This is a genomic window from Enterococcus sp. S86.2, from assembly GCF_059834485.2.
On sequence record NZ_CM206813.1, the window covers coordinates 1,670,458 to 1,684,931 of the forward strand.

The 14,474-nt window shown below is 38.5% G+C and carries 12 protein-coding genes; all 12 read right to left on the reverse strand.

Annotated features, from left to right (window positions below):
• Positions 1-96: 96 nt before the first annotated feature.
• Positions 97-447, reverse strand: coding sequence for a YlbG family protein (locus AC6R0T_RS07785; protein WP_230710612.1), 351 nt, complete (start codon positions 445-447; stop codon positions 97-99).
• Positions 437-874 (reverse strand): YlbF/YmcA family competence regulator, encoded by a 438-nt coding sequence (locus tag AC6R0T_RS07790; protein ID WP_303753925.1) that lies wholly within the window; start codon positions 872-874, stop codon positions 437-439. Before AC6R0T_RS07790 ends, AC6R0T_RS07785 begins: the two co-directional genes overlap by 11 nt.
• Positions 867-1,976 carry a CAP-associated domain-containing protein gene (locus AC6R0T_RS07795; RefSeq protein WP_206903696.1) on the reverse strand — a complete coding sequence of 370 codons (1,110 nt, stop codon included), beginning with the start codon at positions 1,974-1,976 and terminating at the stop codon, positions 867-869. The genes AC6R0T_RS07790 and AC6R0T_RS07795 overlap by 8 nt, the downstream gene beginning before the upstream one ends.
• 15 nt (positions 1,977-1,991) lie before the next feature.
• Positions 1,992-5,423, reverse strand: coding sequence for a pyruvate carboxylase (locus AC6R0T_RS07800; RefSeq protein ID WP_303753924.1), 3,432 nt, complete (start codon positions 5,421-5,423; stop codon positions 1,992-1,994).
• Positions 5,424-5,468: 45 nt separating this feature from the next.
• Complete coding sequence (locus tag AC6R0T_RS07805; RefSeq protein ID WP_303753923.1) at positions 5,469-6,674, reverse strand: FtsW/RodA/SpoVE family cell cycle protein; 1,206 nt, start codon at positions 6,672-6,674, stop codon at positions 5,469-5,471.
• A gap of 3 nt (positions 6,675-6,677) precedes the next feature.
• Positions 6,678-6,968, reverse strand: a complete 291-nt coding sequence (locus AC6R0T_RS07810) for an Fpa/YlaN family protein (protein ID WP_206903699.1) — start codon at positions 6,966-6,968, stop codon at positions 6,678-6,680.
• A gap of 307 nt (positions 6,969-7,275) precedes the next feature.
• Positions 7,276-9,114 carry a translational GTPase TypA gene (typA, locus tag AC6R0T_RS07815; protein WP_173103186.1) on the reverse strand — a complete coding sequence of 613 codons (1,839 nt, stop codon included), beginning with the start codon at positions 9,112-9,114 and terminating at the stop codon, positions 7,276-7,278.
• Between the two features lie 148 nt (positions 9,115-9,262).
• Positions 9,263-10,027, reverse strand: coding sequence for an inositol monophosphatase family protein (locus tag AC6R0T_RS07820; protein ID WP_282462447.1), 765 nt, complete (start codon positions 10,025-10,027; stop codon positions 9,263-9,265).
• 2 nt (positions 10,028-10,029) lie between these two features.
• Positions 10,030-10,305, reverse strand: coding sequence for a UPF0223 family protein (locus AC6R0T_RS07825; RefSeq protein WP_206903701.1), 276 nt, complete (start codon positions 10,303-10,305; stop codon positions 10,030-10,032).
• A gap of 99 nt (positions 10,306-10,404) precedes the next feature.
• On the reverse strand, positions 10,405-11,811 hold the full coding sequence (gene lpdA / locus AC6R0T_RS07830; protein WP_206903702.1) for a dihydrolipoyl dehydrogenase: 1,407 nt from the start codon (positions 11,809-11,811) through the stop codon (positions 10,405-10,407).
• A 7-nt stretch (positions 11,812-11,818) separates the two neighbouring features.
• Positions 11,819-13,447, reverse strand: coding sequence for a dihydrolipoyllysine-residue acetyltransferase (locus AC6R0T_RS07835; RefSeq protein WP_303753922.1), 1,629 nt, complete (start codon positions 13,445-13,447; stop codon positions 11,819-11,821).
• Positions 13,448-13,494: 47 nt separating this feature from the next.
• Positions 13,495-14,472 carry an alpha-ketoacid dehydrogenase subunit beta gene (locus AC6R0T_RS07840; RefSeq protein ID WP_173103191.1) on the reverse strand — a complete coding sequence of 326 codons (978 nt, stop codon included), beginning with the start codon at positions 14,470-14,472 and terminating at the stop codon, positions 13,495-13,497.
• Between the last annotated feature and the right edge of the window lie 2 nt (positions 14,473-14,474).

The following is a 14,474-nucleotide window of genomic DNA, read 5'->3' on the forward strand; positions in this document are numbered from 1 at the left end:
TAAATCTGTAGCGTTAGCCTAATAAAACAGCAAAACTCGTGATAATCGAAAAATTAGCACAAAAAAAGTGCTACCTTTAAAAGGTAGCACAAAGTTTTAGACATTTTCAGCTAAACGAATGGTTGTATTCAATTCTTCTACGTCAAAACCATCATCATCGGCGACTTGGTAGGCAGCTTTAGTCCCAATTTTATCAGCAAAATTCATTTCAACATCTGGTCGATAAGATGGCTCAACGTTACGAACAAAATGCAAATGTTCGATTTTTGCCATGGTTTCTTCAAAACCTGCCTCATCTAAATATAGCACAACATATTTTAGTTTGCGGGAAACGTAATGCACCAAGCCATAGCGTTTCAAATTTTTTAATTGACGCAAGCTATAGACCCAAACGATCAGACCACGTCTTTGTTTTGGTTTAAATTCAATTGTTGTATCAACTTGCATGACAATTTCCTCCACAATCAGACTTTCTAGTTTCAAAAAAGGGATTTCCGTATGCTACTTTAATCTCTTCAGAAAAACTGTTGGCAACTTGTTGGCAAACACCATCAAGTAATGCTTGCAATTGGGTTTCAGCCTGGCGAAAGTCCGCCACTGTTTCACACATATCTAGCTGCCTTTTTTTTTGATAGAGTGTTTTTGTTTTTTCTTTAATCCCTGGCGCATAGGAGCCAAAACGACTTAATTCTTCATAACTTGCTTTTTCTTTTTGAAAAGTTTTTCTAGCAGCAATAGCTTTTTCATCTTGTTGCATCTCACTACGGGTTTGCTCATATTGTTGAAAGATAAGACTTTGACAAATCTTATCACTTAAATTCTCACACAATTGTACTAAATGTAAGGTTGTTTCATCGTAAATCACGTTATTCACTATCCTCAGTTTCTTCAGTATCCTCTAACAAGATTACCATATTGTCTTCGGCAATGCCAACCCCAACTTTTTGTTGCCCCTCACTTAAAAAGCGCGTATGCAAATACGGATCGCTATAAAAGGACATAATTTGAAACATCGTATCCATCATGGGACGATAATAAAAACCTGCAACAGACGGAATCTTCATTTTTTTTAACATTTGATCAAATTCATCACTAACAATTAAAAAAGGTTGTGGATTTGTAACATCTTTCATGCGTTCAAATTGTTTAAAACGTTCTTCATTCAAATATTTGCGGGGCTCTTTTAAAAAGTCGGCATTAATATCGTCGGCGCGGCCTTGTAATGTAAAGTTGGTTGTATAGATAGAGCGACTTTCTAATTGCCGCAAGACGTTTAACAATTCAAAAGCCGAGGTCTCCTTTAAGCGATTAACTTCATCCCAGTCTGTTAGCTGCGTTTTGTGAACTTTGGGAAGTTGTCCATCAATGGACGTATATGGAGCTAACTCTAGTAGCATTTGTTTATCCAGATAGGTAATTCCCATCAGCTGTGATTTTTTTTGATTGAAAAAAAGAATAGCAAAGGTATCGTTGGTAAAAGCGACTAAGGGACGATAATTCATATCTTCTTCCATCAATTCAAACTGAATTTTCTCGCCATTATAGTCCAGTGAGAAATTAGGATATAACATCGTCACCTTGGTTAAATCATTCATGGTCATTCCTGATTTAAACGGTGTGGTATGCTTATCATCATTACCGGCAACTTTAACTGCCGCAACTTTACCATTACGGATATTGGCCGCGATGTAGCTGGTTTTATTTTCGGTCTTATACGTATTCACACGATAGCCAAAGCCACTGTCATAACTAACCAGTGGCTTACCTAAAATATTCGTTAATTCGCTTGAATTTTTACCAATTAAACTAGCATAACCCGAAACTTTAATCGGCTCATATTTCAAACTCGTTTGACTCACATCTTTGTTTGTCTGATTATCATAGGCGGGAGCTTGCCGTGGAAAGAAGACCGGTTGTAAATAGACTACAAGTATTGCTATAAACAATAGCAATAAAAAGATAAGTCTTCGTTTCACAGCAAGTCCTACTTTCTAACTTTCAGTAATTTCAATTAATAGATCGTCTTGGGCGATAGGTTCGCCACTAGACACATAAATATGCTTGACGACACCATCAAAACGGGCTTCAATTGCCGTTTCCATTTTCATGGCTTCTGTAATCAATAAAGTATCGCCTTGTTTCACCTTATCGCCTTTTTTCACTAGAACTTCTAACACCGAACCAGGCATCGTAGCCCCAATTTGTTCTTTGTTGGTTGGTTCTGCTTTTTGTTTCGTTTGGACTGAACTGATAATTGATGTATCTTTAACCACTACTTCCCGACGTTGTCCGTTTAAGTTAAAGAATAAAACACGATTTCCTTCAATATCTGGTTCACCAATCTCATCAAGGCGAATGATTAAAATTTTACCTTTTTCAATTTCGACATTAATTGTTTCTCCTAAGCGCATGCCTTGGAAAAATGTTGGTGTATCTAAAACCGTAATATCAGCAAATTTTTCATAAGCAGAACGGTAATCCAGAAAAACTTGCGGGTACATTAAATAACTCAATACTTCTTCATTTTTTGGTTCATAGCCAATTTTTTTTGCTAATTCTTTTTTGACTTTTTCAAAATTGACAGGTTCAGCTAATGATCCTGGACGTACTGTGAAGGCTGGCCGGCCTTTTAAGATGATTTTTTGTAGCTCTGCTGGGAATCCACCAACTGGTTGCCCAAGCTCCCCTTGGAAAAACGTAATCACTGATTCTGGGAAGTTGTATTCATCACCACGATCATAAACATCTTTTTCACTTAAATTATTTTGTACCATGAATAACGCCATATCTCCTACAACTTTTGAAGATGGGGTTACTTTCACGATATCACCAAACATTAAATTAACGGTTTGATACATCTCTTTGATTTCATCCCAGCGCTCTTCTAAACCAACTGCTTTTGCTTGTTGTTGCAAGTTGGAATATTGACCTCCTGGCATTTCATGTTTGTAAACTTCTGTTTGTGGTGCATTTAAGCCACTTTCAAAAGGTTTATAAAACATGCGAACATCTTCCCAGTAATGATTTAACTGTTGGGCATTGTCAATATTGATTTCTGGCTGTCTTTCATCTTGATCTAAAGCAAAGTACAAACTGTTCATACTTGGCTGACTAGTTGAAGAACTCATTGCACTGGTGGCAACGTCCACGATATCAACGCCGGCTTGTGTCGCAGCCGAATATGTGATGACACCATTGCCGCTAGTATCATGCGTATGCAAATGAATTGGCAAAGAAACGGTAGCTTTTAATTCACTGACTAAACGATAAGCTGCCCGTGGTTTTAACAAGCCCGCCATATCTTTGATTGCAATGATATGCGCTCCGGCCTGCTCCAATTCTTTGGCCATATTTTTATAGTAATCCACATTATATTTAGCACGGCTTGGATCGTTTAAATCCCCTGTATAACAAATCGCAGCTTCAGCAATTTTGCCATTGTCGCGGACTGCTTGAATACTTTTTTCCATTTGCGGCAACCAATTTAAGCTATCAAAAATCCGGAAAACATCAATTCCTTGCTTAGCGGCTTCTTTAATAAATTCAGCAATAACATTATCTGGATAATTAGAATACCCGACCGCATTGGAGCCTCTAAACAACATCTGAAATAATGTATTTGGCATTAATTTGCGCAATGTTTTTAGGCGTACCCAAGGGTCTTCATTTAAAAAGCGGTAGGCGACATCAAAAGTAGCGCCTCCCCACATCTCTGCAGAAAATAATTCTGGTAAAGCAATTTGGGTTTTAGCTGCTATTTTTTCAAAATCATGGGTTCTTACCCGCGTTGCTAAAAGACTTTGATGAGCATCTCGAAAAGTCGTGTCCGTTAATAATAGTTTCTTTTGATCTTTAACCCAATTAACGACAGCATCCGCGCCTTTGTCATCTAAGATGTTTTTGGCACTTAAAATATTTTTTTTAGGTTCAATCAATTTATGGGGAAGTCTCGCTTCTCCATAATATTTCTTTTTATTTTTTTCAATACCAGGAAAACCATTGATGGTAATTTCACTGATGTACTTCATTGTTTTATTCCCACGATCTCGTGTTGAAGGAAAAACAAACAATGCCGGTGTATTGTCAATAAAGGTCGTTTTCGCATCACCACTTTGAAATTCAGGATGGTTAATGACATTTGACATAAAAGGCATATTGGTTTTCACACCGCGAATCCGAAATTCCCGCAAACAACGTTGCATTTTTTGAATTGCCTGTTCAAAAGTACTAGCGTGTGTACAGACTTTCACCAATAACGAGTCAAAGTAAGGCGTAACGATCGCACCAGCATAGGCATTGCCTACATCAAGTCGCACGCCAAAACCACCAGGAGAACGATACGTATCAATTTTACCTGTATCGGGCATGAAATTGTTAACCGGATCTTCTGTTGTGATCCGACATTGAATCGCTGCACCTTTATAAGTGATTGCTTCTTGCTTTGGAATTCCAATTTCTGTATGCAGATTTTTACCTTCTGCAATTAGAATTTGAGATGTGACAATATCAATATCTGTAATCATCTCGGTAATGGTGTGTTCAACTTGAACACGAGGGTTAACTTCAATGAAATAAAATTGATCTTCTTCAACTAAGAACTCAACTGTCCCAGCATTAATGTAGCCAACATGTTTCATTAACTGCACAGCTGCTTGACAAATTTCTTCACGTTTAGCGTCATTTAAAGAAACACATGGTGCTACTTCTACTACTTTTTGATGGCGTCGTTGAACAGAACAGTCCCGTTCAAATAAATGAACAATATTGCCCTGATTATCTCCTAAGATTTGAACCTCGATATGTTTAGGATTGCCGATATATTTTTCAACATAGACTTCATCACTACCAAAAGCGGCTTTGGCCTCACTTTTTGCTCGTTCATAGCCATCTTTTGCCTCTTTTTCATCATGAGCTACCCGCATTCCACGACCGCCGCCACCTAAAGCAGCTTTAATCATAATCGGATAGCCATGAGTTGCAGCAAACGCTAAAACCTCATCAATTGAAGCTACTGGTCCATCAGTCCCAGGAATCGATTGAATACCAGCCGCAATCGCTGCTTCTTTGGCTTTAATTTTGTCACCAAAAATATCAAGATGGTGAACGCTTGGCCCAATGAATACCAATCCTTCTTCGGCACAACGTTTGGCAAATGCTAAATTTTCAGAAAGGAAGCCATAACCTGGGTGGATTCCTTCTGCACCGGATTCTTTTGCAATTCGAATAATATCTTCAATATCCAAATACGCATCGATTGGTTTTTTCCCCTTGCCAACTAAATAAGCTTCATCAGCTTTAAAACGATGAACTGAGTATTCATCTTCGGCAGCATAAATACCCACCGTCCCTATTTGTAATTCTGAGCAGGCACGGAAAACACGAATGGCAATTTCACCACGGTTAGCAACGAGAATTTTTTTCATCAAACCACTCCTTGAGATTTAATCTATTGTTAGCTGAAAATCAGCTTAACTCATTTTTTTTTGCGGTAACCTCTTTTTCATCGGCTTACTTGTTGTAATACCATACTGCTTTTTCTTTTCATCCGCACTAATATTTAGTGCAAAACCAACACAGATAGAAAGCATTAAAAGCGATGATCCCCCTTGACTTAAAAAGGGAAAAGTAATCCCAGTCAAAGGAATAATACCGGTAATCCCCCCTAAGTTAACAAAAACCTGAATCAAAAATAGTGAGCCAATCCCAATACACATCATCGAATTAAAGGCATCACTTGAGCGGATTCCCACTAGAAAAATCCGCGCAATCATGTAAAACAACAAGGCTAAAACCAACAACGCTACAATCAAGCCTAATTCTTCTATTACAATTGCAAAAATATAATCGGTGTGGGCAAATTTCAAAAAGCCTTTTTTCTGAATGCTATTGCCCAAACCACGGCCAAAAAGCCCCCCATTATAAATGGCATAATAACCATTTACCATTTGATGCCCTAAATTAAACTCATCTTTAAAGGGATTTTGATAAATCGCAAAGCGACTATAAACATGTGCTGGGATTAATTTACCTTTAGTCAAATTAATCAACTGAATCACACCAAAAGAGCCCACTACACCAACAATTCCTAAAACTAATGTATACAAGTAGTTAATCCCACTTGCCATAATGACAGAAAAAGCAATCAAGGTAATGACAGCCGCATTCCCAAAGTCAGGCAATAGGGCAATTAAAAGCAACCCGAAAATAACATAGACTAATGGTCGAAAAACTGTGTTTAAAAAAGTCTGACCTTGAATAGTTTTTTGCCGCGTTGAAAGCTTCAACGCTAAAAACCAAATCGTTGTAATTTTAAAAAACTCTGCTGGCTGAATATTAACCGGACCAAAAGACAACCAACCTTTTGCACCATTAACTTCTTTACCAATTACTAAAACGACTAAAAGTAATACGATCACAATGATCATTGCCATGGAGGCAAATGCTTTATTGCGAATAACATCTGTTTTCATCTTGTAAATAAAACTGATGGCCACCAAACTTAAAAGCCAAAAAACAGCTTGGTTGATGACCGAACTCATAAAATTCTGACCTTGTTCAACTAAAAGATAAGAAGTTGAACTAAATACCATCACCAAACCCAAAACACATAAAATGAGGTAAGGAATTAGAATACTATAATCCAACAGGTGACGTTTCTTTATTTTTTGTGGCAAGGCTTACGCCTCCTTGTTCGTCTTTTGATCTTCGTAAACCTCAGAATATAAGCGATTTAATTCTCTTTCCAAATCACTCAATAACTGATGCCCTTCATCACTTTTTATGATGCCTAGGCGCACCGCGAAGGTTACTTGACGAGACAAGCCGTACATTTGTGTATCAACCACTTCCTCAAAAGCTTTACATTGAGAAATACATAAACTATTTTTTTGATTGCGAATTAATTTTTTAATGCGGTCGGCATCTTGCATCAATAATTCCAAAGCAAATTCATGAGAAATTGAATCCATCTCTAATCCAACCTTTCTTTCTTAGTTTCATTATTATAGCATAATCCCCAATTGATTGGGACAAAATACTGGAAAGCTTCGTAAAATTTTCACGAAAGCCATGATAAAGCCGAACATTTTCCGCAAAACTCTCTTCGTCGTTTCTAATCTCACACATTGTGAAACAATGATTGTTTGTGGAACAAAAAAATCGAATAATAAACTTCCTAATCTAACAATATACGCAAAAACATTGTTAAATTAACTTTTAATACCAAAAACTTTTCCACAAAAAAACCAAACCTCAAGAAAAGGTTTGGCTAAAAAATTATTTGTCTGCAGTTTTTTTCTTTTTCGCAGCTTTTTCACGTTCGTTTTTATTTAAGATTTGTTTACGTAAACGAATACTTTCTGGCGTTACTTCACAATATTCATCATCATTTAGAAACTCTAAAGATTCTTCTAATGTTAAAATACGTGGTTTTTTAATGACAGAAGTTTGGTCTTTGGTTGCAGAACGGACGTTAGTCATTTGTTTTGCTTTAACGATATTAACCGCTAAGTCATTATCCCGAGAATTTTCACCGACGATCATACCTTCGTATACTTCAGTACCTGGTTCAACAAAGACAGTTCCACGTTCTTCAACAGACATAATAGAGTAAGTTGTTGCTTTCCCGTTTTCCATCGAAACCAAAGCACCATGGTGGCGTCCACCAATTGTACCTTGAATCATTGGCAAGTATTGATCAAACGTATGGTTCATAATCCCATAACCTCGTGTCATGGATAAAAATTCAGTTGTAAAACCAATTAAACCACGAGCAGGCGCTAAGAAAACTAAACGAATTTGGCCATTGCCGACGTGAATCATATCTTGCATTTCTGCCTTACGTTGACCCAACGCTTCAATCACAGAACCCATATATTCTTCAGGAGTATCAATTTGTACCCGTTCAAAAGGCTCACATTTTACGCCATCTACGATACGTTCAATAACTTCAGGACGAGATACTTGCAACTCGTAACCTTCACGACGCATATTTTCAATCAAAATAGACAAGTGTAATTCACCACGACCAGAAACAGTCCAAGCATCTGGTGCAATTGGATCTACTCGTAAAGAAACGTCAGTTTGCAATTGAGACATCAAACGTTCTTCAATTTTACGAGCTGTTACCCATTTTCCTTCACGACCAGCAAATGGTGAGTTATTCACCAAGAAAGTCATTTGTAAAGTTGGTTCGTCAATGTGCAGGATAGGTAGCGCATCTTGATGTTCAACCGGTGTTACTGTTTCACCGACGAAAATATCTTCCATACCAGAAACCGCAATTAAATCGCCAGCTTTAGCTTCTTTAATTTCCAAACGTTTCAAACCGAAGAAACCAAATAATTTAGTAACACGGAAGTTTTTAATTGTACCGTCTAATTTAATTAAAGATACTTGATCACCAACCGCGATTTTCCCACGGAAGACACGACCAATTCCGATACGACCAACGTAATCATTATAATCAAGTAAAGAAACTTGGAATTGCAATGGTTCATCACTGTTGTCAATTGGAGCTGGGATGTGCTCAATAATTGTGTCAAAAATTGGCGACATCGTATGTTCTTGTTGACTTGGATCATCAGATAAACTAGAAGTTCCGTTTACAGCAGAAGCATAAATCACTGGAAATTCCAATTGATCTTCATCTGCGCCTAATTCGATGAATAATTCTAAAACTTCATCGACAACTTCTGCCGGACGTGCTGAGTCTTTGTCAATTTTATTTACAACTACAATTGGTGTTAAATGTTGTTCTAAAGCTTTTTTCAACACAAAACGTGTTTGGGGCATGGTACCTTCGTATGCATCAACAACTAAAACAACACCGTCAACCATTTTCATGATTCGTTCTACTTCACCACCGAAGTCCGCGTGTCCCGGTGTGTCCATAATGTTAATTTTAGTACCTTGATATTCGACGGCAGTATTCTTTGCCAAAATCGTAATACCACGTTCTTTTTCCAAAGCGTTGGAGTCCATGGCACGCTCTTCTAAGTGTGTGTGGCTGTCTAGGGTATCGGATTGTTTCAATAATTCATCTACGAGTGTCGTTTTACCATGGTCAACGTGGGCGATAATGGCCACATTGCGAATATCATTTCTTAATTTCAATTTATCTGGCTCCTTTAATCTTGTGTATAATCTGACGGCTCATTATAACAGATTATCTTTCTGAAATATAGTGAAAACTTTCAAAAAAACGCAATCTTATCGCTAAGTTTTGTGAATCTGTTAAAAAAAGCCTAGTGTTCTGGGGTTTTCAACCCTTAATTTCCATAATATTTTCATAAGCTTTGGGAGTTGCTGCGACAAAAAGTTCCCGGCCCGCCAGTTTTAAGGCTTCACCATTTATATTAGACATGCGTAGTCCCAATTCTTCAATCAAAACACCGCCGGCAGCATAGTCCCAAGGGGCCAACCGTGAGATATAGGCCGCTCTTCTTCCCATTGCCAGACCAATTAACTCATAGCCTGCACAACCTGTCATACGTACGCCTAAGGCAATTTCTCCCATCTTTTGCACGTGCCAACTGTCTTTTTGATACATCACGTGGTTTAAGCCAATTAAGCCTTCAGATAAGGCAATATCTTTTGGTGCATCGATTTTTTTATCATTGCAATACACACCAATACCGCGACCGCCCCACAAAAATTCATTTTTCATGACATCATAAACAAAGCCCAATTTTCCTACACCATTTTCATAGACTGCTACCATAATACAAAAGTTTTCTTGTTCCAAAACAAAATTCATCGTACCATCGATTGGATCAATGACAAAAACACGCCCGCTAAAATCATCTAGGTTATCTTTCCCATTTTCTTCGCCTAAAATTTTTGCCTCAGGATCAAAATTCATAATTCGTTGTGTCAGAAATTCTTGGGTTGCTTTATCCAAATTTGTGACTAAATCTGTGCGACCGCTCTTTGTATCGATGACTAAATCATCTGCTTGAAAACTTTTTTTGATAACTTCGCCAGCTTCATAAATCCAAGTTTTAATTTCATTTACCATTGCTTCCATATCTAATTGGTCACCTTCAACTTTCCTTTGGGATTTTCCTTGGCCACCTTTACTGTGTGGTATAAGGAATACCCTGATAAAGTTTCAAATTCTTTGCCCAAGCGACGTTCCTCTCCAATACTTGGAACAACTTTTTTAAACTGTTGATAAACCGCCAAAAAACTTTCGGCTGTAGTGCCTTTTTCGTATGCAACTTCTAGTGTTTCCCACATTTTCATGACAACCACCATCTCCTGTGTTGTCCAAGACAAATCAAGAGGATATTGATATTCCCGCATATATTTCACCTCTAGGTTAGTTTAGCATAGGAGATGATACAAAGAAAAGAGCTGCACCAGATATGGCGCAGCTCCAATTTAAGCGTTTTAAAGTTTACTTTAAATATGGATTGGCATACCCAAAGCAAGTTCTGACGCGTCCATAACAATTTCCCCTAGTGATGGATGTGGATGAATCGTCAAGGCGATATCTTCTGCATTCATGCCAGATTCAATTGCCAAAGCAAGTTCTGAAACCATATCACTAGCACCCACACCAGCAAGTTGTGCACCGATTAAAACGTTATCTTCAACCGTTGTTACCAAGCGGATGAAGCCTTCTGTTTTACCTAAAGACAACGCACGCCCATTGCCAGAAAATGGGAATTTAAAGGCTTTTGCTTCTAGACCAGCTTCTTTTGCTTCAGCAATCGTCATCCCAACAGAAGCAAGTTCTGGATCTGTAAAGGCAACGGCTGGCATTGCTTTGTAGTCAACCGCAACTTTTTTACCACTAATTGCTTCAGCAGCAATTTTTGCTTCATAGCTCGCTTTATGCGCTAAAGCGGCTCCAGGAACGATATCACCAATAGCAAAAATGTTGGAAACATTCGTTCTTCCTTGTTTATCAACTGTAATTAAGCCTCGTTCGCCGATTTCAACACCAGCTTGTTCTAAACCTAATTCATCAGTATTTGGACGACGACCGACAGTAACCATTACATAATCTGCTGTGATGCTTTCTTCTTTACCATCCACAGCATATTTAATTGTAACACTATCCCCATTGTCAACTGCTTCTTTAGCCATTGCATTGGTAATAACCGTCATACCTTTTTTCTTAAATTCATCTTCAACAATTTTAACCATATCTTTTTCATAAGTTGGTAAAATCTGTGGTGAACCTTCTAAAATAGTGACATTCGCACCTAGGTTAGCATATGCGCCACCTAATTCCGCACCAATAACACCACCGCCGATGATAACAAAGTTTTTAGGTACTTCTTTTAAAGCTAAACCGCCAGTAGAATCTAATACGCGACCGCCAAATTTGAAACCGGGAATTTCAATTGGACGTGAACCAGTCGCAACGATTGCATTATTGAAAGAATATGTTTGCGCAGAGTCTGGATGCATTACACGTAACGTGTGATCATCAACAAAATATGCTTCGCCTTCCAAAACTTCAACTTTGTGTTTTTTAAGTAAGAAACCAACACCACTAGTCAATTTGTTCACAACACCGTTTTGTTTCCATTCTTGGGTAGCAGCAAAATCTAATGTCACGTTTTCGCTTGAAACACCAAATAATTTAGAGTCCAATGATTCTTGATAATGATGTCCAGCAGAAATTAACGCTTTTGAAGGAATACATCCCACGTTTAAGCAGACACCGCCAATGTATTCTTTTTCCACAATGGCAACTTTTTGTCCCATTTCGGCAGCCCGGATGGCGGCAACATAGCCACCAGGTCCAGCTCCGATTACAACTGTATCTAATTCGATAGCGAAATCTCCAACTACCATGAGTCTATCATCCTTCCATTAACATTAGCTCTGGGTTAGCTAACAAGCGTTTAATATTATTCATTGCTTTTTGAGCAGTCGCGCCATCGACGATGCGGTGGTCAAAACTTAATGAAAGTTTCATAACGCGGCCAACTACGATTTCACCTTCAGCATTAACAACTGGTTGTTGTGCAATTGTACCTACACCTAAAATGGCAACTTCTGGGTAATTAATAACTGGAGTAAAGAATCCTCCACCAACCGAACCGATATTGCTGATTGTAATTGTGCCATTACGCATATCATCAGCAGCAAGTTTACCGTCATGAGCCAATTGGGCTTTGTCGTTAATTTCATCAGCAATTGCAAACATACCTTTTTGATCTGCATTTTTAACATTTGGTACGTATAAACCATGATCTGTATCGGTTGCAATCCCAATATTATAGTAATGTTTGTAAACAATTTCTTGTTTTGCATCATCAATAGAAGCATTCAAAACTGGGAATTTCTTAGCCGTAGCAGTCAACGCTTTGACAACGTAAGGTAAAAATGTCAACTTAGTGCCATTTTCAGCAGCTACTTCTTTAAATTTCTTACGGTGATCCCAAAGTGCAGAAACTTCTACTTCATCATGTAATGTGACATGAGGTGCTGTTTGTTTGCTTGTAACCATTGCTTTAGCAATTGCTTTACGCGTTGGTGTTAAAGCAACGCGCTCTTCCATGTTGCCCATGTTTGAAGTGAAGGCTTTTGGTGCAGGTGCCGCTTTAGCAGCTACTTGACTTTGTTGTACGTCAGTTGCTTGTGTAGAAGTCGTTGCGGCAGTTGCAGCTGAAGTGTTGCCATTTAAGAAGTTATCAATATCTTCTTTTGTTACACGTCCGCCTTTACCTGTAGCTGTTACTTGTGTAATATCAACATCTTTTTCGCGAGCATATTGACGAACTGATGGCATCGCTAAGACACGTTTATTCGGATCAGCTGCTTTGACAACACTACTTGTAAGTGAAGCTTCAGGAGTTGCAGCTTCACTTACAGGTGCTGCAGGTGCAGATTTCGGTGCATCATTGTGTCCTGGTGCATCGATTTCAACCAATACATCCCCAACATTTGCTACTGTCCCTTCTGAGACAAGAATGTTTTTAACTGTACCTGTAACAGGTGATGGAATTTCTTCGACTGATTTATCATTTTGTACTTCTAATAATGTATCATCTTCATTGATTGTATCGCCAGGTTTAACAAACCATTTTACGATTTCGCCCTCTGCAATACCTTCGCCGATGTCTGGTAATTTGAATTGATAAACACCACTACTTGCTGCTGAAGTTTGCTCAGTAGGTACCGCAGCAGGTTGCGCTGGGGTTTGTTCCGTCGCAGCTACGCCACTATCACCTTCATTATCTTCATGCCCAGGAGCATCGATTTCAACCAATACATCGCCAACATTTGCTACTGTTCCTTCTGGTACAATAATATTTTTAACTGTACCTGTAACAGGTGATGGAATTTCTTCGACTGATTTATCATTTTGTACTTCTAATAACGTATCATCTTCGTTAATTGTATCGCCAGGTTTAACGAACCATTTTACGATTTCGCCTTCTGCAATACCTTCGCCGATGTCCGGTAATTTAAATTGAAAAGCCATTTATAATCTTTCCTTCCTGAAAATAGAATTCATAAGCTTACGTCTAATTAAAAGTTGACGATTTCTTTTACTTTTGCTTCGATATCCGCAGCATTTGGTAACCAAATATTTTCAGCTTGACCAAACGGGAAGACTGTATCTGGCGCTGAAACGCGACCAACAGGAGCTTCAAGAGATAAAACAGCTCGTTCAGAGATTTCAGAAACAACTTGAGCACCAACGCCAGCTTGTTTTTGTGCTTCTTGCACGACAACGACGCGGCCGGTTTTTTCAACAGATGCGATAATTGTTTCAATATCTAAAGGTGCGACAGTACGAAGATCAATAATTTCAGCATCGATATTTTCTTTAGCTAAATTGTCTGCAGCTTTAATTGCTTCACGAACCATTGCACCATAAGTAATAATTGAAACATCTTTACCTTCACGAGTTACAGCTGCTTTGTCCAAAGGAACTTCATAAGCTTCATCTGGCACTTCATCACGGAATGAACGATAAAGTTTCATATGTTCCAAAAAGACAACGGGATCATTACTGCGAATTGAAGCAATCAATAAACCTTTGGCATCATAAGGATTTGATGGAATAACGACCCGCAAACCAGGAGATTGCGCCATTAAACCTTCTAAATTATCTGAGTGAAGTTCAGGTGTGTGCACACCACCACCAAATGGAGAACGAATGGTGATTGGCAAATTACGTGTCCCGCCCATACGGTAACGTGTTCGCGCCATTTGGCCTACGATTTCATCCATTACTTCAAAAACAAAACCAAAGAACTGAATTTCAGGGACTGGACGGAAGCCTTCAAGAGCTAAACCAAAAGCCAAACCACCAATACCAGATTCTGCTAACGGTGTATCAAAAACGCGATCTTCACCATATTTTTCTTGCAAACCTTCTGTTGCGCGGAACACCCCACCATTTTTACCTACGTCTTCACCAAATACTAAGACATTTTCGTCAGCACCTAATTCCAAACTCAATGCGTCGGTGATCGCTTGGATCATTGTTTTTTGCGCCATGA

Coding starts and splice junctions, on each gene's coding strand:
- lpdA (WP_206903702.1), bottom strand. CDS start 11,811: ATGGTAGTTGGAGATTTCGCTATCGAATTAGATACAGTTGTAATCGGA.
- AC6R0T_RS07800 (WP_303753924.1), bottom strand. CDS start 5,423: ATGAAAAAAATTCTCGTTGCTAACCGTGGTGAAATTGCCATTCGTGTT.
- AC6R0T_RS07840 (WP_173103191.1), bottom strand. CDS start 14,472: ATGGCGCAAAAAACAATGATCCAAGCGATCACCGACGCATTGAGTTTG.
- AC6R0T_RS07820 (WP_282462447.1), bottom strand. CDS start 10,027: ATGGAAGCAATGGTAAATGAAATTAAAACTTGGATTTATGAAGCTGGC.
- AC6R0T_RS07785 (WP_230710612.1), bottom strand. CDS start 447: ATGCAAGTTGATACAACAATTGAATTTAAACCAAAACAAAGACGTGGT.
- AC6R0T_RS07825 (WP_206903701.1), bottom strand. CDS start 10,305: ATGCGGGAATATCAATATCCTCTTGATTTGTCTTGGACAACACAGGAG.
- AC6R0T_RS07835 (WP_303753922.1), bottom strand. CDS start 13,447: ATGGCTTTTCAATTTAAATTACCGGACATCGGCGAAGGTATTGCAGAA.
- AC6R0T_RS07810 (WP_206903699.1), bottom strand. CDS start 6,968: ATGGATTCAATTTCTCATGAATTTGCTTTGGAATTATTGATGCAAGAT.